At 40.8% G+C, this 26,440-nt stretch carries 24 protein-coding genes; 16 read left to right on the top strand and 8 right to left on the bottom strand.

From position 1 onward, the window contains the following. Positions 1–280: 280 nt before the first annotated feature. The 3 genes from KSU66_RS02125 to KSU66_RS02115 form a co-directional block, all read right to left on the bottom strand. A complete protein-coding gene (locus tag KSU66_RS02125) occupies positions 281–790 on the bottom strand; it encodes a competence protein ComK (RefSeq protein ID WP_269049746.1) in 510 nt (169 codons plus the stop codon). A 191-nt stretch (positions 791–981) separates the two neighbouring features. Beyond that, entirely contained in the window at positions 982–2,145 is a 1,164-nt protein-coding gene (locus KSU66_RS02120; RefSeq protein ID WP_329958759.1) for a M20 metallopeptidase family protein, read from the bottom strand. A gap of 380 nt (positions 2,146–2,525) precedes the next feature. Further along, complete coding sequence (locus KSU66_RS02115; RefSeq protein WP_269049745.1) at positions 2,526–3,044, bottom strand: antibiotic biosynthesis monooxygenase family protein; 519 nt, start codon at positions 3,042–3,044, stop codon at positions 2,526–2,528. A 192-nt stretch (positions 3,045–3,236) separates the two neighbouring features. On the opposite strand from KSU66_RS02115, the gene hemE reads away from it, so the two are divergent. Genes hemE through hemY form a run of 3 tightly spaced genes read left to right on the top strand, consistent with a single transcriptional unit; the run spans position 3,237 to position 6,714 of the window. Then, the gene (gene hemE / locus KSU66_RS02110; RefSeq protein ID WP_269049744.1) at positions 3,237–4,292 is read left to right on the top strand and encodes a uroporphyrinogen decarboxylase; all 1,056 of its coding nucleotides are present in this window, start codon (positions 3,237–3,239) and stop codon (positions 4,290–4,292) included. 47 nt (positions 4,293–4,339) lie between these two features. Further along, positions 4,340–5,275: a ferrochelatase gene (gene hemH / locus KSU66_RS02105; protein WP_269049743.1), complete on the top strand. Its 936-nt coding sequence runs from the start codon at positions 4,340–4,342 to the stop codon at positions 5,273–5,275. Between the two features lie 23 nt (positions 5,276–5,298). Further along, positions 5,299–6,714 carry a protoporphyrinogen oxidase gene (hemY, locus tag KSU66_RS02100; RefSeq protein ID WP_269049742.1) on the top strand — a complete coding sequence of 472 codons (1,416 nt, stop codon included), beginning with the start codon at positions 5,299–5,301 and terminating at the stop codon, positions 6,712–6,714. A 130-nt stretch (positions 6,715–6,844) separates the two neighbouring features. Here hemY and yhfH (KSU66_RS02095) read toward each other — a convergent pair whose 3' ends face one another. After that, complete coding sequence (gene yhfH, locus KSU66_RS02095) at positions 6,845–6,970, bottom strand: protein YhfH (RefSeq protein WP_269049741.1); 126 nt, start codon at positions 6,968–6,970, stop codon at positions 6,845–6,847. A gap of 62 nt (positions 6,971–7,032) precedes the next feature. Next, positions 7,033–7,158 carry a protein YhfH gene (gene yhfH / locus KSU66_RS02090; RefSeq protein ID WP_269049740.1) on the bottom strand — a complete coding sequence of 42 codons (126 nt, stop codon included), beginning with the start codon at positions 7,156–7,158 and terminating at the stop codon, positions 7,033–7,035. A 139-nt stretch (positions 7,159–7,297) separates the two neighbouring features. Between yhfH (KSU66_RS02090) and KSU66_RS02085 the strand changes: the two genes are divergently transcribed. The 7 genes from KSU66_RS02085 (at position 7,298) to KSU66_RS02055 (ending at position 18,014) form a co-directional block, all read left to right on the top strand. Further along, entirely contained in the window at positions 7,298–8,290 is a 993-nt protein-coding gene (locus tag KSU66_RS02085; protein ID WP_269049739.1) for a lipoate--protein ligase, read from the top strand. 571 nt (positions 8,291–8,861) lie between these two features. Then, positions 8,862–9,566, top strand: coding sequence for a response regulator transcription factor (locus KSU66_RS02080; protein ID WP_269049738.1), 705 nt, complete (start codon positions 8,862–8,864; stop codon positions 9,564–9,566). A gap of 86 nt (positions 9,567–9,652) precedes the next feature. Next, positions 9,653–10,567, top strand: a complete 915-nt coding sequence (locus KSU66_RS02075) for a sensor histidine kinase (RefSeq protein WP_269049737.1) — start codon at positions 9,653–9,655, stop codon at positions 10,565–10,567. A 56-nt stretch (positions 10,568–10,623) separates the two neighbouring features. Further along, positions 10,624–11,343, top strand: a complete 720-nt coding sequence (locus tag KSU66_RS02070; protein ID WP_269049773.1) for an ABC transporter ATP-binding protein — start codon at positions 10,624–10,626, stop codon at positions 11,341–11,343. Next, positions 11,315–13,249, top strand: a complete 1,935-nt coding sequence (locus KSU66_RS02065; protein ID WP_269049736.1) for an FtsX-like permease family protein — start codon at positions 11,315–11,317, stop codon at positions 13,247–13,249. Before KSU66_RS02070 ends, KSU66_RS02065 begins: the two co-directional genes overlap by 29 nt. Positions 13,250–13,639: 390 nt before the next feature. Beyond that, the gene (locus KSU66_RS02060) at positions 13,640–15,193 is read left to right on the top strand and encodes a fatty acid--CoA ligase family protein (protein WP_269049735.1); all 1,554 of its coding nucleotides are present in this window, start codon (positions 13,640–13,642) and stop codon (positions 15,191–15,193) included. Positions 15,194–16,037: 844 nt separating this feature from the next. Further along, the gene (locus KSU66_RS02055) at positions 16,038–18,014 is read left to right on the top strand and encodes a S9 family peptidase (protein WP_269049734.1); all 1,977 of its coding nucleotides are present in this window, start codon (positions 16,038–16,040) and stop codon (positions 18,012–18,014) included. A gap of 52 nt (positions 18,015–18,066) precedes the next feature. Here KSU66_RS02055 and KSU66_RS02050 read toward each other — a convergent pair whose 3' ends face one another. After that, positions 18,067–18,939, bottom strand: a complete 873-nt coding sequence (locus KSU66_RS02050; RefSeq protein ID WP_329958758.1) for an RluA family pseudouridine synthase — start codon at positions 18,937–18,939, stop codon at positions 18,067–18,069. A gap of 148 nt (positions 18,940–19,087) precedes the next feature. Here KSU66_RS02050 and KSU66_RS02045 point away from each other — a divergent pair, with 148 nt between their 5' ends. Further along, positions 19,088–19,501, top strand: a complete 414-nt coding sequence (locus KSU66_RS02045) for a DUF1761 domain-containing protein (RefSeq protein ID WP_269049732.1) — start codon at positions 19,088–19,090, stop codon at positions 19,499–19,501. Between the two features lie 35 nt (positions 19,502–19,536). Here the strand turns inward: KSU66_RS02045 and KSU66_RS02040 are convergent, their stop codons facing one another. Next, positions 19,537–20,313 (bottom strand): enoyl-CoA hydratase-related protein, encoded by a 777-nt coding sequence (locus KSU66_RS02040; RefSeq protein WP_269049731.1) that lies wholly within the window; start codon positions 20,311–20,313, stop codon positions 19,537–19,539. 268 nt (positions 20,314–20,581) lie between these two features. On the opposite strand from KSU66_RS02040, the gene KSU66_RS02035 reads away from it, so the two are divergent. From KSU66_RS02035 to KSU66_RS02020, 4 genes are all read left to right on the top strand, one after another. Beyond that, positions 20,582–21,430 (top strand): DegV family protein, encoded by an 849-nt coding sequence (locus tag KSU66_RS02035; protein WP_269049730.1) that lies wholly within the window; start codon positions 20,582–20,584, stop codon positions 21,428–21,430. A gap of 29 nt (positions 21,431–21,459) precedes the next feature. Then, complete coding sequence (locus KSU66_RS02030) at positions 21,460–22,839, top strand: DEAD/DEAH box helicase (RefSeq protein ID WP_269049729.1); 1,380 nt, start codon at positions 21,460–21,462, stop codon at positions 22,837–22,839. Beyond that, entirely contained in the window at positions 22,836–23,450 is a 615-nt protein-coding gene (locus KSU66_RS02025) for a ComF family protein (RefSeq protein WP_269049728.1), read from the top strand. Before KSU66_RS02030 ends, KSU66_RS02025 begins: the two co-directional genes overlap by 4 nt. A gap of 316 nt (positions 23,451–23,766) precedes the next feature. Further along, entirely contained in the window at positions 23,767–24,453 is a 687-nt protein-coding gene (locus KSU66_RS02020) for a GTP pyrophosphokinase (protein ID WP_443028926.1), read from the top strand. Between the two features lie 138 nt (positions 24,454–24,591). Here KSU66_RS02020 and sspL read toward each other — a convergent pair whose 3' ends face one another. Further along, on the bottom strand, positions 24,592–24,726 hold the full coding sequence (gene sspL / locus KSU66_RS02015) for a small, acid-soluble spore protein L (protein ID WP_269049726.1): 135 nt from the start codon (positions 24,724–24,726) through the stop codon (positions 24,592–24,594). 717 nt (positions 24,727–25,443) lie between these two features. Here sspL and hpf point away from each other — a divergent pair. Continuing rightward, positions 25,444–26,010 (top strand): ribosome hibernation-promoting factor, HPF/YfiA family, encoded by a 567-nt coding sequence (hpf, locus tag KSU66_RS02010; RefSeq protein WP_269049725.1) that lies wholly within the window; start codon positions 25,444–25,446, stop codon positions 26,008–26,010. Positions 26,011–26,440: the final 430 nt, after the last annotated feature.

Raw genomic sequence — 26,440 nt, 5'->3', positions numbered from 1 at the left:
TAATTCCTATTGGAATCATCAAGGGCTCAAAAGTTTATCATCACGTTATGAAGTTTTGCGTCATCAATCTTAATTGAACCGCCGTATACCGAACGGTACGTACGGTGGTGTGAGAGGTCGGGAGTTAATCACTCCCTCCTACTCGATTCCTTCAATTTTTACGAGTTGATATATTCCTTAGTGTGCCTTATGTATAAAGGGAACGAGGATCAACAGCGTTACCTGAATTATAGTGTATGCAACAGGGCTGAGGAATTACTTATTATGTTATGTCAGGAAATTAACGTAGCTCTGGAAATGAGGATCCGTTTATTCGTTGGAATCTCCTGATGCATTCTCTTTCTAACATGACACCTAACGCAACTTGGCGTTCGATTGTTGCTGGAGAAGCATCTAGGTCAATAGTTTGATTGAATTCCATGTGAACCAAACATCCCTTTTGGCTTTTTTCAAAATTTATAATAGCATGAAGAAATATCCAGACATTTTGGTCGGATTCTGCTGACATCATTGGTAAAGCTATAATCGGCAATCCATTATTGTATGCGACTATAATTGGCAGTTTGTGTCGATTTTTCAGGAATTTTTTCGAAATGTTGCTGGTTCCGCGATATGAGGTCCCGTAGTGTCGACAAGATTTATAAAGGTAGTGTTTTGGTTTCAGTGGGACATTATATACTTGGTGCCTTTCATAGATCCGCGTAACTAATCTACTTTCAATTAAAACAGGTTCTAGTACAAGAGTATCATAAGAAATAACAGATGATGAAATACGAATATTATCGTACAAGTTTAACCACCCCTTACTAATATTTTTAATGCAAATCTAAATATATATGAATCTTCTGAAAAATACAAGTACTTTCGACATAATATTTACACTATTATAAAAAATGGGTGATGAATATTGATCATTTGATAGCTGAAAAGTAATGAAAAAAGCCCTTCCCCGCTATGAAGGGAAGGGCTATACTACCTAATTTAATTTTGGGAATCAATTGCCGCTGCGCCAAGTAATTTAGCGGCGGTTAGCATGGCATTTTCATCAAAGTCGAATTTTGGGTGATGATGCGGATAAGGTTCGACAGGTTTTGCGCCGGTGAAGAAAAATGTACCGGGCACCCTTTCAAGAAAATAACCGAAGTCTTCTCCACCCATATGCGGATTTGTTTCAAGGACTTTATCAGTACCTAGAATTTCTTCCGCAACTGTTTTTAGAAACAAAGTTTCATCTTCGTGATTTACAACAGCTGGATACCCTCTTTGATAGTTAAAGTTGATTGTGCAATCATTTGATAGTGCGGTACCCTCAACGATTCGTTTCATTTCGCGTTCTATTAACGTGCGAATTTCCGGATTGAATGTACGAACAGTCCCGGATAATTTGGCTGAGTCTGCGATAACGTTAAAAGCATTTTCCGCGACGAAAGAGCCGACAGACAATACCGCAGATTCAGTAGGGGTCGAACGACGTGAAACAATTTGCTGCAAGTTCATGACAAGTTGAGCGCCGATTACAACCGCATCTTTAGTCTCGTGTGGAGATGCACCGTGTCCGCCAGCACCTTGGACGGTAATCTCGAATTTATCGGCAGCAGCCATGGTTGGCCCAACTCTATATTCGATCGTTCCCATCTCTGTCTGCGACCAAAGGTGAGTTCCGAAAATAACATCGACACCGTCAAGACAGCCATCTTCAATCATCGGTTTAGCGCCACCTGGTGCAGTCTCCTCAGCATGTTGGTGAATAAAGACATATTCACCCGCCAAATCCTCTTGCATTTCATGAATTGCTTTAGCAAGTTGTAGAAGTGTTGCTGTATGTCCATCATGTCCGCACGCATGCATGACACCAGGCACAGTAGATTTGTAAGGTACATCTTTTTCATCTTGTATTGGAAGAGCATCGAAATCGGCCCGCAGCGCGACTGTTTTACCAGGTCTTCCGCCTTTTACGCGTGCGACCACACCATTGCCGCCAACACCCGAGCGCACCTCAACGCCTAAATCTGCGTAGAAATCAACAATATATTTGGCAGTGTTTTCCTCTTGAAACGATAATTCTGGATTCATATGAAGGTACCGGCGGATAACAACCATATCTTCATAGGCGCTTGTCAGTTTCTCGAATAATTTTTCTTTCAAAAATATACCCCTCTCGGAAAATAAAGTAGTTTGCAAGTTAATTGTAGCAATGTAACACCGTTGGGGCAATATAAAGAAAACTCGGTGATTGCCGAGCCGAAGGCGAAAGCAGAGCCGTAGTTGCGCTTATAAGGTCGCCATTGAACTAGAAATCACTTGACGTTATAAAGAAAACTCGGTGATTGCCGAGCCGAAGGCGAAAGCAGAACCGTAGTTGCGCTTATAAGGTCGCCATTGAACTAGAAATCACTTGACGTTATAAAGAAAACTCGGTGATTGCCGAGCCGAAGGCGAAAGCGGAGCCGTAGTTGCGCTTATAAGAAAACCATCATAAGGAAATAAAAAAAGTGACTCAATTAAGAGTCACAATTCGACAGTGCTTATTTTTTTTCGTCTTCTTTAATTGTTTTATAAGTCGTAACGTAGGCGGCGCTAGAAAAAATATGGGACATCTTATCTAGTCCGGCTCCACTTTGATTGCTCTCATGTACTTTCTTGTAACCAGATGAATCTTTCCAAGAATTGAACACCTGTTGATTTGTCCACTGCGTTAATAGGATATAGGTATCCGAGTCGAGCGGACGGAGTAACCGGAATGCTATGAAGCCTGGTTCGTTCTCGATTACGTCGATTCTACTTAAGAGACGGTGTTCAAAAATTGGGCGGCCTTCATCAGTCACCGGGATATTGTTAAAGGCGAAGAATCCTTTTTCCTTCAGTGTTCCGGACGAACTAATTACTTCAAATCGACGAGGTGTTTGGAAAGCTGTTTTTCCCTCTGTTTCATGCAGCAAGATAGAGTTACCAACACCATTCATGACAATCATCGTTTCATTAGGATGCCGTTTTTTTACTGTTTCCATAAAGTCCATTGTTCCAGACGTTAAATAAATATTCATCCTAAAAACCTCCTTAGTCTTACTAGTATTTTCCCTTATTTCGAAAATTAAAACAAACATTGTCGAAAATGTGGCGAGAACAAATTACAATTGTATGACACTTAAACCATTCGTCTATACAATGAACAGTAAAAGAACTACTATTTAAGATGGATATAGACGAAATTTAAAAATGAAAGCGGGAATAGCGATATGACTAAATTCAATGATACACTTTTACGTGCAGCACGTGGCGAGAAAATAGATCACACACCAGTATGGTATATGAGACAGGCAGGTCGTTCACAACCAGAATATTTGAAAGTTAAAGAAGAACATGGTTCGTTAGAAAATATTGTACGAAACCCGGAACTTTGCGCATACGTTACAAAACTTCCAGTCGATCAATATAACGTAGACGCAGCAATTTTATATAAAGACATTGTGACACCACTTCCAGCCATTGGAATCGATGTAAAAATCAAGGCTGGGGTTGGTCCGGTTATAAGCAATCCAATCCGTTCAGTACAAGATGTTACTAATCTTGGTGAAATTTCCCCGGAAGATGACATCCCATATGTGTTAGAAACAATTAAGATCTTGACACAAGAACAATTAAACGTTCCATTAATCGGTTTTGCAGGTGCTCCGTTTACACTTGCGAGCTATATGCTTGAAGGCGGTCCTTCAAGAACATTCAACTTGACGAAATCGTTCATGGTGTCAGAACCGAAAGCATGGTTTGCATTAATGGACAAACTTGCGGATATGACTGTGACATACGTTACTGCACAGGTTAACGCAGGAGTGAAAGCAATCCAAATATTCGATTCATGGGTAGGCGCGCTAAACGTTGAGGATTACCGCATTTTCGTTAAACCGGTTATGACACGTTTGTTCACTGAGCTTCGTGAATTAAATGTACCACTTATTACATTCGGCGTTGGTGGAAGTCACCTTGCGAATGAATGGCATGACCTTCCAGTCGACGTTGTTGGTCTTGACTGGCGTCTACCGATTGCAGAAGCATCAGGCAAACGCGGCATGACTAAGCCTTTACAAGGGAACTTAGATCCTTCATTGCTACTTGCGGACTGGAGCGTTATTGAAGAACGCGCAAAAGTAATCATTGAGCAAGGGGTAGAACACGGTAGCCATATCTTTAACCTTGGTCACGGCGTATTCCCAGATGTAAAACCTGCAACACTTAAAAAACTAACTGAATTAATTCACACGTACAGTGCAGAATTGCGAAAAGCACGCGGTTAAGTTAACTTTTTTCGATGTATGATAGAAAAATTATAGAGGTGAATAACATGACGAAGAAGAAAATGGGTTTATTGGTAATGGCATACGGGACACCTTACAAAGAAGAGGATATTGAACCGTATTACACACATATTAGACGCGGTCGACCGCCAGCACAAGAACAGCTGGAAGACTTGCAAAATCGATATGCGGCAATTGGCGGTATTTCTCCACTTGCAAGAATTACCGAAGACCAAGCCAATGCGCTAGGCAATCGTTTGAATGAAGTGCAGGATGCGATTGAATTTAAAGTATATGTTGGGTTAAAGCATATTACGCCATTCATAGAAGACGCAGTCCAAGAAATGCATAATGACGGCATAACTGAAGCAGCGTCAATCGTTCTTGCACCACACTTCTCAACGTTTTCAGTCAAGTCGTATAACGGTCGTGCGAAAGAAGAAGCGGAGAAATACGGCATTAAAATTGCATCTGTTGAAAGCTGGTACAAAGAGCCGAAGTTCATCCAGTTTTGGGTGGATAAAGTACGCGGAACCTATGACGGCATGAGTGAAGAAAATCGAGCGGGCGCATGTCTAATCGTTTCTGCACATTCACTTCCTGAAAAGATTATCGCGGCGGGCGATCCTTATCCAGAACAATTACAAGAAACAGCGGATCTAATCGCAGCAGCAGCTGGCATTGAAAATTACGAGGTTGGTTGGCAAAGTGAAGGACAAACGCCTGATCCATGGCTTGGTCCTGATGTACAAGATTTAACACGTAATTTGTTCAATGAAAAAGGTTACAAAACGTTTGTTTATATACCAGTAGGATTTGTTTCGGACCATCTTGAAGTACTTTACGACAATGATTATGAATGTAAAGTTGTTTGTGATGAGGTGGGCGCGAACTATTATCGTCCAGAGATGCCAAACACAGATCCACTATTTATCGATGCGATGGCAGATACTGTACTAGCGAAAATCGAAGAAGAGAAATAAGGTCGAAGGAATGTGATTAGGGCATGAACGAACAACGTAAAAAAGTCGTCATTATCGGCGGGGGGATAACGGGGCTTTCTGCGGCATTTTATTTGCAAAAAGAAGCACGCGAAAAAGGACTCCCGATTGATGTTCTTCTCGTTGAAGCAGCGAATCGTCTTGGTGGAAAAATTCAGACGGTTCGTCGTGACGGTTTTATCATTGAACGCGGTCCTGATTCATTTTTAATACGGAAGAAAAGCATTGGAATTCTCGCGAAAGAACTTGGCATTGAGGATCAACTAGAAAAAAACGCGACGGGCCGGGCATATATCTTTGTTAATGGTAAACTCCATCCAATTCCAGGAGGTTCCATTATGGGAATTCCTACGGAAATAGGTCCGTTTTTAAAAACTGGTTTGTTTTCCTTGTCAGGTAAACTTCGTGCAGCAGGCGACTTGGTCTTGCCGAGTAAGCCTGTCGATGGCGATCAGTCACTCGGCAAGTTTTTCCGCAGGCGTTTAGGTGCGGAAGTTGTTGAGAATTTGATAGAACCGCTGTTGTCTGGGGTTTATGCAGGTGATATTGATCATATGAGTTTGCAGTCGACGTATCCTCAGTTTTCTGAAGTAGAGAAAAATCATAGAAGCCTTATACTTGGGATGAAAAAAACAGCACCGAAAAAAGTGCCAACAACGAATACTTCTAGCGCTAAAAAAGAAGGGGCTTTCCATACATTCCGTAATGGACTTGAAACGTTAGTTGAAGCAATTGAGCAGAAACTTGAACCGGGAAGTGTGCTCAAAGGAGTTAGACTCGAATCGATTGAGCGTATCGGGGACAAAAACTACCTTGAATTGAATAATGGACAAAAAATCGAAGCGGATGCTGTCATTATGACGACAGGACATGCGATGGCTAGCCGTTTATTTGCCCCGCATGGCTTGCTGCAAGATTTAGGGGAGATTCCATCGACTTCTGTTGCGACAGTGGCATTGGCATTTCCTGAAGAGTCCGTTGTGCAAGATAAAGAAGGAACTGGTTTTCTCGTTTCCCGAAGCGGTGATTACTCAATCACGGCTTGTACATGGACACATCGAAAATGGCCCACGTCAACGCCGGAAGGTAAAGTACTGATTCGTGCATTTGTGGGGCGGGTTGGCGATGAGGCGATTGTCGATCTTCCGGACGCTGAGATTGAGAAAATCGTCCTCTCCGATTTGAGTAGTATTATCGATATTAAAGGGGAACCAGATTTCTCTGTAATCACACGCTGGAAGGAAGACCGACCACAATATAGGGTAGGTCACAAACAACGGATTGAGTTGGCCCGAAAAGAGCTAGCCGAGAACTTTCCGCTTGTGAAGCTAGCCGGAGCTTCTTATGCAGGTGTGGGTTTGCCTGATTGTGTTGATCAAGGAAAAGCAGCAGTAGCAGAAGTAATAGAAGAATTATTTTGATTGAGGAAAGGGCCATTTCGCCAAGTTGCATTTATTTGCGGCCAAAGCGGAATGGTCTTTTTTTATTTATATATAAACAAAAAAAGAGCAACTGTCGGATAGTGTTAATCTCCACAGTTGCTAATAATTTTTATAACCCATTACATTTATCACACTTATTGCCGTAGCATTCATGTTGCTCGACAATGTTGTCGCCACAAGTCGCACATTTTTTTGGCGGCAAGTTTTTAAAGAATTCGATGATGTTTACAAGCATTCGGTTCATCTCCCTTTTCATTTTGTACTAATGGTCATATGGCATAGGACAATCTCTATGTTCTATAATACGTTGCACTTGTCGCATTTGTTACTGTAACAATCGTGTTGTTCAGTTATTTCTTCACGACAAGTCGCACAAGTTTTAACTGGTAGGTTCTTGAAAAATTCGATAACGTTAATTAACATTTATCCACATCTCCCTTTTTATTGTACTAGTACTGTACGTTGTAATAACAGTGTATTATAACAGGCAATCAAATGTCAACACAATTCCGAACTTTTAAGTTAAAATAGTAAGTGAACTAATTGATGAGGAGCGATTTAGATGCATTTCGTAGATAATAAAGGCATTACAGATCCACAAATTAACTTAGCAATTGAGGAGTATCTGTTGCGGACGATGGATACGGAAGAGGATTCATTTCTGTTGTTTTACATAAACGAACCATCAATCATTATTGGGAAAAACCAAAATACAATTGAAGAAATTGATACAGACTTTGTCGAAGAGAACGGCATTAAAATTGTGCGTCGCTTATCTGGGGGAGGGGCTGTCTTCCACGATCTTGGAAATTTAAATTATAGTTTTATTACAAAGGATGACGGCGAGTCATTTCGTAATTTCAAGAAATTTACTGAACCGGTCGTTGCAGCACTCGCGAAAATGGGGGTAAAAGCTGAACTAATTGGTCGTAATGATCTTCTCGTTGACGGTCGTAAGATTTCAGGGAATGCACAGTTTTCAACACAAGGCCGAATGTTTAGCCACGGAACACTGATGTTTGATACAGAAATAGATACAGTTGTATCAGCGCTTAAGGTTCGAAAGGATAAGATTGAGTCTAAGGGAATTAAATCTATCCGAAGCCGCGTTGCAAATATTACTGAATATCTAGAAACACCAATGACGATTGAAGAATTTCGTCTAGAAATTTTGAAATCGATTTTCGATGGCGAAGAAAATATTAAGTACAAAGTGTTAACAGATGAAGACTGGGATAATATCCATGCATTGTCGAAAGAACGCTATGCAAACTGGGATTGGAACTACGGAAAATCTCCGAAGTTTAATATGCAACATTCGCACCGATTCCCAGTTGGCGGCATCGATGTACGGTTGCAAGTAAATAAGGGGATTATTGAAGATGTCGTTATTTTTGGTGACTTTTTCGGTGTCGGAGAAATTGATATTGTGACCGAGAAATTGAAAGGTATCCAATATGATCGCAAATCAATTAGCGACGCGCTTGAGGAGATGGATATTCCAACGTATCTCGGTGGCATTACGAAGGAAGAGTTTTTACAGCTGATTTATTGATTAATGTGAAGGCATAACTAAGGGAAGCTGCTGGAAAGTTCTATATAACTTCGATCATGTTGATTTCCGTTCCGAGCGGCGCTTTCCGTGGGGCGTGAGGAAATGCGGAAAGATACAGTTCAATCTTTCCCTACCGCTTCCTTCGCTTCGCTACGTCCAGGGTCTTACCTGTCACGCTTCATCCCACAGGAGTCGCCGCTCTGCACTACAATCAACTAGGTTTGTTATATATATAATGGGAGTTTTATGTGACCTGACTATCGTCGGGTCTTTTTTGTTGTGTTGAAGGTTAATTGGAGAATAATATGTAGCCCGAAGGTCACGACTTGCAAGCAAATTTACTTGAGTGCAAGCAAACCGCTAACGAGTGCAAGGAAAAAGGTGGTGGGTGCAAGCAGATTCATTTGAGTGCAAGCAAATCACCAACGAGTGCAACCAAATAAAAAAAGTGGACAATTCTTTAGTTAATTGTGAAAGAAGCATTTGTTTATAGCGTTCCACGCCCGTAGATTCGATGCGCATTTTACCTTACTAAGTTATACTTAACGTAACGACGAAAGGGGAATGCCGGATGGAGAAACACCGAATATTTATAGTTGAAGATGATCGAAAGATTGCTCAGTTGCTCGCAGACACGCTACGGAAATACCAGTATGACGTTGCCATGGTTGAAGACTTTGACCAGGTAACTAATGAATGCCTCGCCTTTGATCCACATCTTATTCTTCTAGACATTAACCTACCTTCGTATGACGGTTATTATTGGTGCCGCCAATTGCGTACACATACGACGTGTCCAATTATCTTTATATCCGCACGTTCCGGAGATATGGATCAGGTATTTGCGCTTGAAAATGGCGGTGACGACTTCATTACGAAACCTTTCCACTATGAAATCGTCCTTGCTAAAATAAGAAGCCATTTACGCAGATCATTTGGTGAATACGCGTTAACACAGTCAGAACGTACGATAAAACTTGGTGCATTGAATTTATATGTTGAACGGATGGAGTTGCATATTCAGGATGAAATTGTGCCACTTCAGAAAAAGGAGTGTGTCATCTTGGAATTATTACTTGAAGCTTCGCCAAAAATTGTGTCACGAGAAGTATTATTGGAAGAGTTATGGGACGATCAGTCGTTCGTAGATGAAAACACATTAAATGTAAATATGACGCGTGTTCGAAAAAAACTTGCGGATTACAACATCAAATCAACCATCGAAACAGTTAGGGGCGCTGGTTATCGCTTTATTCCCGCCCCGGAAGAATTATGAAATCCATCCGGCTTTACTTAAAAGACCATGTATCATTTCTATTGTTTCAAGGGGTACTCGTTTTGTTTCTCCTTCTGTTATTCTGGTTGGATGGATTTCGAAATTATGATACAGCGATATATGCAATCATCATTAGCTTCATATTAACGATGGGATTTCTCAGTGCAAAATTTATCATGCGGCGCTATTTTTACAAGGCAATAACTGTGAAGCCAAAAAAGATGGAAGACGCACTTATTCGTCATACACAAGGCCCTGAACATATAAGAACAGCGGTGTTTACAAGAAGTTTATATAGGATTTATCAAGATGAAGTCCAAACTTTATATTCTGCACAAAATAGACAACTTCAATTTATGAATCATTGGGTCCATCAAATGAAAACGCCTATTTCAGTCATTAATCTTTTATTGCAGGAAGAGGACCTTGACCGCGAAAGTATAGCAGAGGAAATCGAGCGGATCAAAAGTGGGCTCGATACGGTCCTTGTCAATGCGAGCCTAGAAACATTCGAACGGGATATGAGAATTGAACGGGTGGTATTGAAGAAACTAGTGCAAGAAGTTGTGAACAGTAATAAAAAGTTGTTGATTACGAATGGTGTATTTCCTGTGGTTTCCGTCGAAGAAGACTTTATTGTGGCGACAGACGAAAAGTGGCTTAGGATTGTACTTGAACAATTTATTACGAATGCGGTGAAGTATACATTTGAAAAAGGAAAGAAGGTTTATTTAACTGCAGAGCGAACGGGAAAAGGTATTGTGCTTACTGTACGTGACGAAGGTATCGGCATTCGGCCCTCGGACTTAAAACGTGTTAGGAATGCATTCTTCACCGGTGAAAATGGCAGACTAACGGGTGAGTCTACGGGTATGGGGTTGTACATTGCTTCTGAGGTGTGTCGTAAACTCGGGCACGGCTTAGATATCGATTCAGAGTTAGGCGTTGGAACGACGGCTACCGTACTGTTTGAGAATGGTGAATCAGGAGGGGATGAGTGACGGTGAAAACAATTGTAGAGTTGAATGAAGTAACGAAAATCTATGAAGGGAAAGTAATGCACCGTGCTTTGAATAGGCTTAGTTTTGAAGCGATGGAAGGCGAATTTGTCGCTGTCATGGGACCCTCGGGAAGTGGGAAAACAACGCTTCTCAATTTGATATCGTCAATAGATTTGCCAACGTATGGTCGACTGGTGATTGGGGGAATTGAACCCGAATTATTGTCTGAAAACAAGTTAGCTTTATTTCGTAGACGAAACTTAGGTTTTGTATTCCAAGAATTTAACTTGCTGAATATGTTGACCGTCGAGGAGAATATCATATTGCCGCTCACGCTTGATGGCTTACCGCTCGATGAAATGGAAAAACGTCTTGCAGTATTATCTGAAAAACTTGGATTAGCTGAATTTCTCGATAAGCGTCCAGATGAATTATCGGGCGGACAAGCACAGCGCACAGCAATCGGACGGGCACTCGTACATAAACCAAAAATTATTTTGGCAGATGAACCGACTGGAAATTTGGATTCAAGGTCTGCAAAAGAAGTGTTAGAGTTGTTGAGTGAAATTAATGAAGTCGAGCGAACGACTATCATTATGGTGACACATGATCCGATAGCTGCAAGTTATTGTGACCGGGTGTTGTTTATTAAAGATGGAGAATTTTTCAACGAAATTTATAAAGATGAGCAAAGGCAAACATTTTTTCAACGCATATTAAACGTACTTTCGCTACTGGGGGGCCACCATGACCTTTCGTCAGTTCGCTTACCGTAACGTTGTTCGTAATCGGCGTATATATGCCGCATTTTTTATGGCCAGTGTTTTTTCGGTCGCAGTATTCTTTATCTATTCGATGCTGTTGTTTCATCCATCGATTGAAGACCGTTTTATTCAAGAAGTAGCCATTATGGGTATGGGTGTCGCAGAAGTTTTATTATATATATTTACTGCATTCTTTTTATTTTATTCAATGCGGGCATTCCTCCAAGCACGGTCAAAAGAATTTGGTGTCCTTCTCCATTTGGGTATGAGTAAGCAGCAATTAAATCGCCTAATATTTACTGAAACGATGTTAATTGGAATTACGTCAATTATTGTTGGAACGGTAATTGGCTTTACCTTCTCCAAGTTCTTTTTCATGATTGTACGCGAAATCGTAATGTTGCCTGCGTTACCACTTTATATGTCCTGGAAGCCATTTGCGCTTACGATTGGGGCGTTTTTGAGTTTATTTATTATTATATCTTTCGTTGCGCCAGTGTTTATAAAGTCGGGGAAAATCGTGGATCTTATTCACGGTGATGTAGGTGGGAAAGAAGTTTACGGGTACTCGAAAATACGAGGCTATATGGGGCTTGTTTTTTTAGGACTATCCTATACTATGGCTACCCTAACGTCCAATTCCATTATTATTACGCTTGTATTGTTCTTGCCGCCACTTGCAACAATAGGGACATTTTACTTTTTTAAAGATTCTGTCCCGATGCTGCTAGATTTAATAAAGGGCCGTCGACGAGTATATTGGCGAAATCTTCGTTTGCTGTCGGTGTCAACGTCAATTGTTCGCTTGCGTGAAAATGCACGTATGTTTTTTATCGTAACGATTGTGTCAACAGTGGCATTTATGTCTGTCGGCACACTAGCTTCGCTTACATCATTTGCGTCTCAATATCGCGAAGTGAATCCACTAGGACTAGTGTATATTAGCGAAACGGAAAACGAACTTGAGGCGGAGCATATCGCTCAACTTACGGACGAACTCCATGAAAAAGAGATTGACTATGCGCTAACGGAAATACAGATTTTGCAGCAGGTGTCATCGTTTACTGGGAAATCCGTCGATATACTGAACCTGTCGGATGTTAATAAGCTGGCAAAGGAGTTTGGTCATCCCTCATTAGAGCTGACTAAAGGGGAGGGGTTGTTTTTACCACCATCACCTTCATCTTATGAGAGTTTGAAAAACCGAATTGTTCGGACGACACTCGAAGAAAGTGATGTAAGTATTACGATTGATGGTGCCTATCCTTATCAGCTATTTGCCTCTTATTCAATTGCTACGAATGCCATTATTTTGAACGATGAAGATTATAAAACCGTATTAGCGGATGAATCAAAAAGTCATGTGGAGTCCTTTATGTATTACGCATTTTATGTTCCTGAATGGCAATTGACAAAAGATGTAGGGCTGTCAATTGATGAGACAATTAATGAATCATTTATTTCGAGCAAGATTAATGTATTACCCTATACATTTGATAACCCTGGGCTAAATTACTCGATTATCCGCACAACCTTTTCACTGTTACTATTTATAGGGTTATTACTTGCGGCTGTCTTATTTCTAGCGGCGGGAAGCTTTATTTATTTCCGGTTGTATACAAGGCTTGACCAAGACCGAAAACAGTTCAATGTATTAAAACGCTTGGGGCTAACGGATCGTGAATTGAAAAAGGTTGTAAATCGTCAATTAATCCCACAATTTTTCTTGCCATGGGGTGTTGCGATGCTTCATAGTGCGTTTGCATTTTTAACGTTGCAAGTCATTTGGGATTCGCTCGCGGAAATCTCTATTGTGAAAGAGCTTGTCATTGTTCTGGCTGGATTTACATTGATGCAGTTGCTGTACTTTTATTTAATTCGCTGGCGTTATCTAGCTCATATTAAATCGCCGAATTAGATCATTAAAAGTCCGAATTCCTTCAATCACGTTGATTTCTGTTCCGATCGGCGCTTTCCGTGGGGCGGGAGGTAAGCCTCCTCGTCGCGAAAATCGCGCTCCTGTGGGGTCTAACCTGTCCCGCAAATCCCACAGGAGTCGCCGCTCTGCACTCCAATCAACTAGTTTTTGTTGAGTACAGGCTATTTTTCAGTGGCAGAATTAAAAGCGTTTGAAATCTACTAAAATGAATACTCCTAAACTCTCACTTGCAACGACTTGATAGTCCTTTTCGCTAGATATGTTGATGTTTCCGTCAATATAGATTGTAATATCCAAACTATTCTTATATAATAAACATTGACAACTAAATGAATAGTCATTCATTTAATAGTGAAGGGGATGGGAAGTATGAATTTAGTTTCAAGTGTTCACGAGATGGCTACATCGCAACCGGAGAAAACGGCTTATCATTTTATGGGGAAAGATACATCGTATGCAGAGTTCGATGATTCGGTGTCGAAGTTTGCATCAGCGCTACAAGGGTTAGGGATTGAAAAAGGGGACCATGTGGCATTTTTATTGGGGAATTCTCCACATTTCCTCATATCTCTTTATGCGACGATCCGTGTTGGGGCAATCGTAATACCAGTCAATCCAATTTATACGCCGGCTGAAATTTCATACATCATACATAACAGTGATGCCAAAGCGGTTATTGCGCTAGATGCACTGTTACCACTAGTTGAACAAGCGTCGGGTGCATTTCCGACTGTAACAAGTTATATTATTTGTGAAACAGATCCTTCGGCAGCGGAAAAAATGGCCGCATTGCCTGCTGGACTGCAAGAGAAAGTGCATTCCTTTACACAGCTTCTCGCATCTGGGAAATCAGATGTAAAGCCTGCTGCTGTCGATGAAAATGAAACCGCTATCATTTTGTATACTTCAGGAACAACGGGAAGTCCAAAAGGTGCGATGTTGACGCATAAAAATATTTACTCCAACGCTCGAGATGTTGCTGACTATTTAGGGTACGCCAATGATGATCGTATTGTCGCAACGCTTCCTGTGTTTCATGTATTTGCGCTAACAGTTGTTGTCAACGCACCATTGTTAAGTGGGGCAACAATATTACTTGTTCCGCGATTCAGTCCGGGGGATGTATTTAATATCGTCAAGGAACAAAAGGCGACAATATTTGCTGGAGTTCCAACGATGTACAACTTTATGAATCAATTCCCAGGAGCAGTATCCGAGGATTTTGATACGGTTCGATTATCAATATCCGGGGGATCGGCAATGCCAGTCGCGCTACTTCATAGTTTTGAAGAGAAATTTAAGGTTCGGATTTCTGAGGGCTACGGGTTATCTGAAGCATCGCCAGTTACATGTTTTAACCCGTTTGACCGTGAGCGTATTCCAGGTTCAATTGGGACAAGTGTCACAAACGTTGAGAATAAAGTGGTCAATGAACTAGGCGAGGAAGTCGGCGTTGATGAAGTGGGAGAACTTATTGTCCGCGGGCCAAACGTTATGAAGGGTTATTACAAAATGCCTGAAGAAACGGAAGTTGCATTACGAAATGGTTGGCTGTACACGGGTGATATGGCCCGTCGAGATGAGAATGGCTACTTTTACATCGTCGACCGCAAAAAAGATCTTGTCATTGTGGGGGGCTATAACGTCTATCCCCGCGAAGTGGAAGAAGTTTTGTTTGAGCATAGAGATGTCGTCGAGGCGGCGGTTATCGGTGTGCCAGACGCTGATTTTGGCGAGGCAGTCCATGCATTTGTCGTATTGAAAGACGGTGCAGAAGAGGATATTGAGTCACTAGAAAGATATTGTGCTTCAAAACTCGCGAAATATAAAGTTCCGAACAAGTTCGAGTTTTTGGATGAACTACCAAAAAACACAACAGGTAAGATATTAAGACGCTCATTGAAAGAACATGTCACAATCTAAATAGAAGAAGGACCTTCCCGGTTGTAGTGGGGAAGGTCCTTTTATAATCTGCGTAGTGAAATGGGTTGAACAAATCGTTGTTTGGTTTCCTTACGATTAGAACCAGAAGTTAGATCCGAAGAATGAATTTCTACGTCTGTGGCAGTGGTTATAATGCGAGTGGTGATGAACTCGGCATGTACATTTTAGTTGCTGGCTAGTACAACACTCTCTAGTTTCGTGGCAGTGAGAGTCTTGATGGGTCGGATACCAAATAGTACCTCTTCCTATCTCTTTACAATAAAAAACATTTGAATGTTGATGATGACAACTAGAGCGATGTTTGCAGGAGTCACATCCACAATTGTGTTTGCGGTTTTGATTACAAGAAGACTTTTGACATTTGCATTTGTCTGAGCCTCTGTGATTTTGAGAATATCCTGACATAGTAAAAACCTCCTTTCTTAATAAGTTGAGAAAGTGGTTCAATCTTTTGATGTTCAAATTATACCTTTCCCTCCTTATACAATACGCAAGAGGACGCGCCCAGGAAGGGACAACCGCTTACTTTTGAATAATAAAGGCAGTAAAATATCGTTTATTGTCAATCAGCTGTATGTTAATTAGAGCGAAAGGGTAAAGGTTCAGAGAGGATACGTGTGAACCTAGAGATAAACATATTAAGATACCAGTATTTATATAGAACCATAGAAATTAGGGTATAATAGTGAACAATTAGTAACGTTAGCATGACTTGGAAAACTATTTATCTCTAAAATTAATATTTATTTTTCACTTAAATAAAGGGAAAATTCTACGGTTGTCGAAATAATTTAAGGTGTACGATTTGAAGGGGGAATTATAGTTGGGTAAACGCAAATTAGAGGTAAAGGATTTATTTAAATTAAAATCCGTGACAAATCCGCATATATCGCCAAATGGCAAGGAAGCGGTATTTGTCCGCACGCATATTGAGGAAGAAGACAATAAATATGTCGCGAATTTATATCACGTAGAACTTGAGACGAGCGAAGTAACGCAGTGGACGCATGGGAAAGATCGTGTATCTTCGCCAACATGGTCAGCAGATGGGACGCAATTGGCCTTTTTGTCGAACCGTGAAGAAAAGAATCAAGTGTACATATTATCTGCCAAGGGCGGGGAAGCAAAGCAACTGACATCGTTTGAAAATGGCGTATCCAGTTTTCTATGGTCGCCTTGTGGGAAGAAAGTGTGGGTCAATGCTGTTGTTAAAGAAGGCAAGACATTCACAGATACAGAAGAAAAAAATGAACAGAAAAATCCTGAAGTGTATCGTGTGACTACAATGAAATATCAGATGGATGGAATTGGCTTACTTCCGCAAGATTCTTATCAACAAATAGGTATTGTGGAGATTGAAACGGGAGAGGTCACACAGTTTACAGAAGGAAACCATCATTATGGACTTCATGCCGTTTCGCATGACGGAAAAAAACTGGTTATGGGCGTAAATCGTAAAGAAAATCACGACTTCGAGTTCAGCCAACCCCTTTACATAGTTGACATTGAGACGAAAGAGGAAACAGTACTGGTTGACGAAGATGGCTTTTACGGAGGTGCTGCATATTCCTATGATAATCGGTACATAGCCTATGTCGGTGCACCTCCAACATATCAAAATGTGACGCAACCGGAACTCTATATATACGATACGGAAGATGGAAGTCGTATGTGCTTGACGGAGGGGGTTGATGCACCGGTTGGTGATCATGTCGTTGCGGACCATCAACAGGGCGACGATGCACCGGCTGTTGTCTGGACAAAAGATAATCATTTGTATTTCCAACTGTCAACGATGGGTGATGTTCGGCTTTACTTTGCTTCACTTGACGGTGGAGTTTATCCAGCATCTCAGGAAAATGAACATATTTACGGTTACGATGTGTCGATGGATGGTGAATTTGCAGTTGTTGCAGTAAGCAATGCAGTGAGCCCTGGTGAGTTATTTAAGCAGACAATTGCAACTGGACAGCGTGAAGCACTTACTTCTTTCAATGAAAAGTATTTAGAAGAAGTGGCTCTCATTGAACCTAAAGCGATTGCTTATAAGGGTGCGAAAGATTGGGGTGTGCACGGATGGTTAATGAAACCGGCGGGCTATGAAGCAGGGCAGAAATATCCGCTAGTTATTAATATCCATGGTGGTCCATTTGCGATGTATGCGAATACGTTTACCCATGAAATGCAGTTGTTGGCGGCACAGGGATATGGTGTCTTATATGTAAATCCACGTGGGAGCCACGGCTATAGTCAGGAATTCGTAAACGCAGTTCGTGGCGATTACGGCGGTGCGGACTATGAAGACCTTATGGCGGGGCTTGATTATGCCATTGCTGAAAATGATTGGATTGATACGGACCGGCTAGGAGTTATCGGTGGCAGTTATGGTGGTTTTATGACGAACTGGATTGTCTCCCATACAAATCGCTTTAAGGCGGCGGTAACGCAACGTTCAATTTCCAACTGGATTAGTTTCTTTGGTGTATCTGATGTCGGTTATTACTTTAACGATTGGCAGCACGGTGCAGATATGAATGATGTAGACAAGTTATGGGATATATCTCCACTGAAATATGCGAAGGACATTGAAACACCGCTACTAATTATACACAGTGAAGATGATTATCGTTGTCCAATTGAGCAAGCAGAGCAGTTATATATCACTTTGAAAAGTATGAAAAAAGAAACAGAATTTGTACGGATTCCAAATTCTGATCACAATTTAACACGGTCCGGTCTCCCAAATTTGCGCGTAGCAAGTTTGAATGAAATTACAAACTGGTTGGCAAAGTATTTATAAGAGAGATAAAAAAAACAGCAATTCCACTAAATCGGAATTGCTGTTTTTTACTTTATTTATTAAACGTACGCATGAATACTGCTGGTACCTTTGATTCGAAACGCATCTTCTCGCCACTTGTTGGATGTATGAAGGCAATGGCATGTGCATGAAGGCCAAGGCGACCAAGCGAATTATTACGTGAACCATATTTTTTATCGCCGACAACTGGGTGATCGATATCCTTCATATGAACACGGATTTGGTTTTTGCGGCCGGTTTCTAAATTAACTTGCAGCAACGAAAAATTACGATTGGACTGAAGCACTTTATAATGAGTAATGGCTTTTTGACCATCGTTCTCGCGTTGGCTTGAGTAAACCATAAATGTTTTATTTTCCGTTAACCAAGATATCACCGTACCATCTTCTTTAACAGTACCTTCAACAAGCGCGACATAGGCCCGTTCGGGAACGGATTCCTGCCATGAATTTTGTAGGGTTTGTTGGACTTCCTTATTTTTGGCGAAAATCATGATGCCAGAAGTATCTCGGTCCAACCGATGGACGACAAAGATTCGGTTTTCAGGACGAACGTTTCGTACATAGTTTGTCAGTTGGCGGTAAGCCGTCAGATGCTTCTCGTCATTGGAGGCAATGGATAATAATCCTGCTTCCTTTTCAATTACAATCAAATCTTCATCTTCGTGGATAATTGTGACACCTGTCATAGATACGCTTTCAGTAGCAACGCGCGTGTGAATTTGAACACGATCACCGGGCGCTAACGGATCATTAAACTGTGTGGTTACTGTGCCGTTGACGATAACTTGTCCGCGATTTAATATTGCTTTGACAGAATTACGGCTTCGACTCGCCATCACTTCATATAAATACTTCAGTAATTCTGTTGATTCTTCGACAATCCATTCATCATTTCTAGTCATATGCAACATCCTTTTTCGTTTGATAAAACTGTTCGGCAGTCATAGATACTATACAGGCAATGTTATAGTGCTGAAGAAGATATTACAAATCATTATCTATTATGGTACAGTTTATTTATTAAATAATTTATTAAAGGCGGAATGAATAATGGACTTTTCACAAATAAGTATTTTCGCAATTTTACTCGCTGTTATTGCAAATATGATTATCGGGGCGCTTTGGTACTCTCCCGTTTTATTTGCGAACGTGTGGCTTAAAAGCCTAGGGAAGAGCATGGAAGAACTTCAAGAGAGCAGCGCAAATATTGGTTATGCCTACACGACTATTGCTGGCGTCATTTCCGCTATTGTATTATCGTTATTTATTTCGTTGTTAGATACGGTCACAATAGGCGAAGGTGCCCTGATTGGATTTTTGGCAGGTGCTGGTATTGCGAGCGCACGAGAATTGTCTCCAACCTTTTTTGAAGGTAGAAAGTACACACTGTTTTTCATTAGCGCAGGCTACCATATTGTATCTTTAACTGTGATGGGTATTATCATTGCATTCTTTGCAAAATGAAAAAGAGAGGGAATGAAAACCCTCTCCTTAAAGATTTATTTTCCTTTAAATATAGGTTTGCGTTTCTCCCCAAAGGCAGTTAACGCTTCAATACGATCTTCTGTCGGAATTGTAATTTCATAGGCTTTCCGTTCAATTGCGAGACCGGTATGTACATCTGCGTTCATACCTTGTTTAATCGCAAATTTCGCTTGTTGCAATGCAATCGGAGCGTTTGCTAAAATAGATTCCGCAAAATCCGCGGTTACTTCGGTTAAACTTTCAATAGCGACAACTTTCGTCAATAAACCAAAGTCGAGTGCTTCTGCTGCGGTTAACCGACGGGCTGTTAAAATAAGTTCAAGGGCTTTCGTTTCTCCAATTAGTCTTGGAAGACGCTGTGTTCCACCTGCGCCTGGAATAATGCCAAGGCTTGTTTCAGTTAACCCCATTACTGCCGAATCAGCTGCAATGCGGAAATCACAAGCCAGCGCAAGTTCCATACCCCCACCAAACGCAAAGCCGTTCATCATCGCAATTGTTGGTTGTGGCAACGCGGCAATTGCTGAAAATACTTCCCCAATTTTATAGAGATTTCGTTTCACTTGTAAATCGGTCAAGGTCTTGCGCTCTTTCAAGTCAGCCCCCACACTGAATGCACGATCCCCTGATCCCGTAAAGATGACAATGTGAATATCTGGATTGATTCGAATAGAATCGGTGATTTGACCCAATTCGACAAGCATGTCATAATTAAAAGAATTCATAGTCCCTGGACGGTTTAGTGTCACGAAAGCAAGATTCTTCTTTTGTTCATAGCTGATTAATTCCATACATAATTCCCCCTAATAGAAGCTATTGATTGAATAAAACATACCATTAATTACACCCTTATGCTATTTAAAATAATCTTTCTCGTGCAAAATTACTTAATCAATCGGTGCAAGAGAAGGGACTGTACCTATTAATTTCACTTTGTACCAACTTTCCGAAGAAGCAAATCGGTGGTCACATGCATAAAATGATTGTTTTTCCTAAATAACTATATTCCAATTTCCATTGAAGTTAGGTAGAATGGAAATAGGAGTTGAATGACACGAGATGAAAACAGCAATTGTTACAGATAGCACAGCTTACTTGTCGCCAGATACAATGAAAGAGTTAACAATCCACATGATTCCGCTAACGGTCACATTTAACGGTGCTGCATTTGATGAAGAAATCGACATCACTTCAATAGAATTTTACGATAAGGTACGTGGCGATGGGCCTCTTCCTAAGTCATCACAGCCGCCAATCGGTAAATTTGTTGAACTGTTTGAGACATTGTCTAAAGAGAGTGATGCAGTTATTTCGATTCATCTATCCAGCGGAATTAGCGGCACAATCGCGGGAGCCGTGCAAGCAGGTGAGATGGTAGAAGGTCTGGACGTTCGTGTATTTGATTCGGAAGTATCCTGTTATATGCAAGGGTTCTATGCAATTCGTGCAGCAGAGCTTGCGAGTGAGGGCGTATCCACAGACGAAATTATGGACGAATTAAATGATATGAAAAAGACCATGCGTGCCTATTTCATGGTGGACGACCTTGCGCATCTACAACGCGGGGGTAGGTTATCTAGTGCACAGGCGCTCATCGGTGGAATGCTTCAAATAAAACCGATACTTCATTTTGAAGAAAAAGTGATTGTTCCATTTGAAAAAGTGCGTACACGTAAAAGAGCGATGCAGCGGATTGTCAATATGTTAGAAGAGGATGCGGCACGGATGGAGCTAGATGTCGCAATCATTCACGGCAATTGCTTAGACCGTGCGGAGGCGTTGCAGGCAGAATTATCCGCAAAGCTACCAAACGTTAACTTTACAATAAGCCATTTTGGTCCAGTGATCGGCACTCATTTAGGTGAAGGCGCCATGGGACTAGGTTGGGTGAAAAGAAGAACCAGTTAAATAAGAGCAGCTTGAAAGGGGTGTTGTAGTTGACGAATACAGGTGATCCTGCGGTTAGAGATTTTTTAACAGGGCGTATTTGGCTACGTGAACATACCCCTTTTCCAGCTGAACTAATCGATTCACAAATTGATCAAGGCACAATATCTATCCTCCCCGGTATTAAAAGCACCCCTTCTTTCCTTCATCAATCCAAACATTTCTGTAACCGCTGTGAGAATACTACCCAAACCAGATTTACAACATTTACTTGTGCTAAATGCGAAGGCGATTGCACCTACTGTAGGCATTGTCTCAAGATGGGGCGCGTTTCGTCGTGCACAGATCTCATCATATGGACCGGCCAGCCATCGATATATCCAGTGACTCATTCAATCGCATGGGCAGGCATCCTTACCCCGCGCCAACAAAAAGCATCAAATGAGCTCGGTGAAAGCACTACCCTCCAAAGACCCCATCTGATTCATGCCGTTTGCGGGGCAGGTAAAACAGAAATTCTATTTGAGCCAATCCACAAACAACTTCAAGCTGGAAAGCGTGTTTGCATCGCTGCTCCGCGTGTGGATGTCATCCTTGAACTAGAACCCCGTTTCCGCGCAGCATTTCCCACGACGACAATCGAAGCGTTATACGGGGGTGCAAAACCGAGTCATGCGTCAGCCCAACTGATTCTAGCCACAACACACCAACTCTACCGATTCCGAAAGGCGTTCGATGTCATATTTGTTGACGAAGCGGATGCATTCCCTTATACCGCAGACGAAACACTTCGCCGCGCTGTTAAAAAGGCAGCTAAACCACAAGCGCCCATCCATTCCGTCACCGCAACTCCATCTAAGAAACTCATTGCTACCATGAAACAAACAGGAGCCATTTCAACTATCAACCGGCGTTATCACGGGCATGCACTTCCAGTCCCGCGTTATGAAACTTTATGGAATTACACCCGTCACATTAAAAGGGGTAGACTCCCTGTAAAACTTAGGAAATGGACAGAACAACGGCTTGAAAGGAAAGAACCTTTTCTAATCTTCTTCCATAATATTTTACTAATGGAGGAGGCCGAACCTTTAATTCAAAAACTAGATGGTCGTATTAATGCTGTTCACGCCGCACATCCAGATCGTAAAGTATTTGTCCAAGCACTGCGTGATGAAAAAATACCTGGTCTACTGACAACGACAATATTAGAACGGGGCATTACCATTCCCAATGTGCAAGTTGCAGTCATTGGGTCCGAACAACAAACCTTTACTAGTGCAGCACTCGTCCAAATCGGGGGACGCGTCGGTAGGTCATCCGAACATCCAACAGGTGACTTTGTGTTGTTTCACCACGGTATTTCTCATGCGATGGATGATGCCAATCGGGAAATTATCCGGCTGAATAAAGGTGGTGCGCCAATTTGAACGAATGCCTTCTTTGTGAAAAAGAACTGTCATCAAAACCATCTTGGAAATCACTCCTTGCCCTAGAGGAAGAAACTTTCATTTGTCTGGATTGTTCAAAAAAGTTCAAACATGCCGATACTAGTAATGAAGCTACAACACTTGATGGCCTAGTGTCACTCTACACATATAATGAAGCGATGAGAGATTACCTACACCAATTCAAGTTTTTACAAGACGTTGCACTTGCAGACGTATTTGCTAATGAACTGCGGACGGTGCTGAAGTCAAAAGTGAACATCGTTCCAATCCCGATGCATCCTAATAAAAAAGTCGCCAGGACATTTGCGCATGTCGAAGAATTATTAAAGAGTGCACAAATTCCATATATCGATATACTCGAAAAAATTGACGAAGAATCGATGGGAGAAAAGTCTAAACAAGAACGACTGGCGATGTCACCCTTATTTAGATTTAAACAGAGCACGGTAATAAAACCGGAAACATACTTGCTGATCGATGATATTTACACAACAGGTACGACACTTAATCACGCAGCGCGTCTATTAAAAGAAGCGGGTGCAGCAAAAGTTGAAGCCGTCACGCTAATACGGGCGATATTAAATGATTGAAGTACTTGGAAATCAAAGCATGTAAAACCAGAGAGAGTTAAGTGATAGTCAACAATGCCGTTCGGTTTTGTTGAGTCTTCCGGGGGAGCGCGGTGTTTTAATACTCTAATAGTGATAAAAATAGAAGTTAATTAGGAATTCGTACAAGTATCGAAAAAAGCGCCTAATACATTTAAAACGACAATCGGCTTAAAGTGCTGAATTTATAATAGATTTTGTCTCATTCAATACTAGAAAAGAGGAAAATATCTTGAAACTATCAACGGAACTAGACTATACGCAACTTAGTCACCTTAAAAAAGAAATAACGAGATTCATGCTGGCCTATAAGTTTTCATTGGATGAAATGAGCACCAAAATTAATATTTTAGAACAAGAGTTTCAAACAATCCATGAGTATAACCCCATCGAACATGTTAGTACTCGATTGAAATCGCCAGAAAGCATTATGAGAAAGGCACTTCGTAAAAACATTGAACTGTCTCTTCCTATTATTAAAGAAAATATGAAAGATATCGCAGGTATTCGCATTAACTGCTCTTTTAACTCCGACATTTATAAAGTAAGTGAAATGATTCAAAAGCAAAAAGACGTTGAAGTAGTGGAGTGCAAAGACTATATAAAAAATCCAAAACCAAATGGCTATCGAAGTCTTCATTTGATATTAAAAATACCTGTCTTTTTGTCAGATAGGGTGGAGCATGTTTTCGTGGAAGTACAAATTAGAACAATCGCCATGGATTTTTGGGCGAGTTTGGAACATAAGATTTTTTATAAATACAATAACGCCGTACCTGAAAAAATAACTAGAGAATTAAAAGAGGCCGCGGAATCTGCAAATGAACTGGATCGAAAAATGGAAAATCTCCATAAGGAAATTAATGAAATTAAACAAATGGAAAAGAAGTCTATGCAGACAAAGTTAACTGGCGATAATGACCTCACAATACCACTTAACTTTTTGGAAATGATTAATGAAAGTCGTAATATTATTCCCGACTAAAGTTTAGTTAGAAAAAATTACATAAAAGTAACTGCCAATATAGAATTAAAACACCGGCTACCCATTCGAACCTTGAATGGGTAGCCGGTGTTTTTAAAAGTTGTATTTAAGGATTTTATTGTTTAGTAAAGTTGAAAATTATTTTGTGTTTTTCTTTTTGGCGGCATCTTCCAGCTTTGTTTTAGGTTCTTGAGCGAATTCGGTATCACCATACCCTTGTGGTGTTACGCTAGTTGCCTTCTTTCCCTTGTTGCTATTTTTCTTTTTCGTCATGTCATTTACCTCCATTATTTATAGTCCAAATTGTAGTATGTCCAAAGTGGTTGTATGTATGCGAAGTAGGATGTTTACGCAAGAAGAGAGGTTAATAAATTATTGGATGCATACACTTTAGTTACATCTACTTCAGCCACTTCATTGAAGATAGAACTGAATTACACGAAGGATAACTAAACATTGAAAATAATAAGCAGCTTTATAATATGTACAAACGAAATGGTTCGAGAATAGACGATGTATTTTGTCGCGACTATCGGAGAACTGAGTGCGTTGCTTACAGTGGTGATAGGTGAACAAAATCAACTAGCTCGTTATATTAGTGGCACTTATGAGGAACCGATTCATCTTAGTAAATAAATATAAAAAAATTCAGCTTAATGTTTATTGAATAGTCTAATCTTTGCTATACTATAGATAAGCAAAGATACTGCCGCGGATTGGAGGGTGTAGAAAATGCTTATTGCAATTGGGTCAAATAAAGCCGGAATGTCCATGCGGTGGAAAAGTGTTTGAAACCGATACCTCCATGTATACAAGCCAACAAAGTCGGACAAAAACCAAAAAAGTAAAAAAGAAATAATGGGATAATGCTGTTACAACAACGTTTCGTCATAGTTCGACAAATTAATTTAATTTATTTATGTTTTTAAAAGGGTTTTTACGGGAACGTATAGAAGTAGAACGTATAGGTTAATTAAAGGAGGAGTTCATATGCTAAACTTTAACATTCGCGGCGAGAACATAGAGGTGACTCCAGCGATTCGTGATCATGTTGAGAACAAAGTAAGAAAGCTCGAAAGGTATTTCAATGATGGAGCGAACGCAACTGCAAACGTAAACCTGAAAGTCTATAATGACAGAGAAACAAAAGTGGAAGTAACAATTCCAATGAAAAACTTAACATTACGGGCAGAAGAACGCCATAACGATTTGTACGCTGCAATTGACTTAATCGTCGATAAGCTAGAGCGACAAATCCGTAAATACAAAACAAGAGTAAATCGTAAATTCCGTGAACGCGAAGGCGTCGCAGCATTTTTTGCTTCTGTTAACAAAAGCAAGTCAGGTGAACCATCAACATCTACTGAAGATGAGGAAGAGTTCTCTGTCGTTCGAACTAAGCGATTCGATTTAAAACCAATGGATGAAGAAGAAGCAATTCTTCAAATGAACATGCTTGGCCATAGTTTCTTCGTCTTTACTGACGCAGGTTCAGATGAAACTAATATTGTCTACAAACGCAAAGACGGTAAATACGGTCTAATCGAAACTAACTAATTTATATAAATGAGTAAACCAATCCTCCAAGTGGCGAGACTACTTGGAGGGATTTTTTTTGGATTTATTTTTTTGATTGTATACCTAAACCTAGTTGATTGTAGTGGAGAGCGGCGACTCCTGCGGAATTAGCGAGACAGACAAGACCCAGCAGGAAGAGCCGTCACGAAGAACGGCTTTTGCGACCTAAAAGCGACAGCGTTTGGGAGCACAGTTTCGTGAGTTCAAAACATCTGTATAATTTCTGCACAGTACGCAAAAATTATACAAACCGAACCCTTCGCTGTTCGGCTCGCTCGGAACGTAAATCGACGTGATAGTAATTGTACTCAATCAGGTTCTAAAATTATGGACTTATACCGGAGTTATTTATTTACCGTGATTCTTTATTTCATCATAAATAGTTGGGACATTTGCACCGTGCATTTTG

This window comes from Sporosarcina sp. G11-34, from assembly GCF_026931025.1.
Note: the sequence above shows the minus strand (reverse complement) of the source record. Positions and strands in the feature narration are given on the sequence as shown.

Bases quoted from the DNA above. Each gene is read 5' to 3' on its own strand.
- KSU66_RS02045 (WP_269049732.1), top strand. From the start codon at position 19,088: ATGGACTTTTCACAAATAAGTATTTTCGCAATTTTACTCGCTGTTATT.
- KSU66_RS02040 (WP_269049731.1), bottom strand. From the start codon at position 20,313: ATGGAATTAATCAGCTATGAACAAAAGAAGAATCTTGCTTTCGTGACA.
- KSU66_RS02070 (WP_269049773.1), top strand. From the start codon at position 10,624: ATGCACCGTGCTTTGAATAGGCTTAGTTTTGAAGCGATGGAAGGCGAA.
- KSU66_RS02065 (WP_269049736.1), top strand. From the start codon at position 11,315: ATGACCTTTCGTCAGTTCGCTTACCGTAACGTTGTTCGTAATCGGCGT.
- hemY (WP_269049742.1), top strand. From the start codon at position 5,299: ATGAACGAACAACGTAAAAAAGTCGTCATTATCGGCGGGGGGATAACG.
- KSU66_RS02035 (WP_269049730.1), top strand. From the start codon at position 20,582: ATGAAAACAGCAATTGTTACAGATAGCACAGCTTACTTGTCGCCAGAT.
- KSU66_RS02020 (WP_443028926.1), top strand. From the start codon at position 23,767: ATGCTGGCCTATAAGTTTTCATTGGATGAAATGAGCACCAAAATTAAT.
- KSU66_RS02050 (WP_329958758.1), bottom strand. From the start codon at position 18,939: ATGACTAGAAATGATGAATGGATTGTCGAAGAATCAACAGAATTACTG.
- KSU66_RS02080 (WP_269049738.1), top strand. From the start codon at position 8,862: ATGGAGAAACACCGAATATTTATAGTTGAAGATGATCGAAAGATTGCT.
- sspL (WP_269049726.1), bottom strand. From the start codon at position 24,726: ATGACGAAAAAGAAAAATAGCAACAAGGGAAAGAAGGCAACTAGCGTA.
- yhfH (WP_269049741.1), bottom strand. From the start codon at position 6,970: ATGCTTGTAAACATCATCGAATTCTTTAAAAACTTGCCGCCAAAAAAA.
- yhfH (WP_269049740.1), bottom strand. From the start codon at position 7,158: ATGTTAATTAACGTTATCGAATTTTTCAAGAACCTACCAGTTAAAACT.
- hemE (WP_269049744.1), top strand. From the start codon at position 3,237: ATGACTAAATTCAATGATACACTTTTACGTGCAGCACGTGGCGAGAAA.
- hpf (WP_269049725.1), top strand. From the start codon at position 25,444: ATGCTAAACTTTAACATTCGCGGCGAGAACATAGAGGTGACTCCAGCG.
- KSU66_RS02115 (WP_269049745.1), bottom strand. From the start codon at position 3,044: ATGAATATTTATTTAACGTCTGGAACAATGGACTTTATGGAAACAGTA.
- KSU66_RS02060 (WP_269049735.1), top strand. From the start codon at position 13,640: ATGAATTTAGTTTCAAGTGTTCACGAGATGGCTACATCGCAACCGGAG.
- KSU66_RS02085 (WP_269049739.1), top strand. From the start codon at position 7,298: ATGCATTTCGTAGATAATAAAGGCATTACAGATCCACAAATTAACTTA.
- hemH (WP_269049743.1), top strand. From the start codon at position 4,340: ATGACGAAGAAGAAAATGGGTTTATTGGTAATGGCATACGGGACACCT.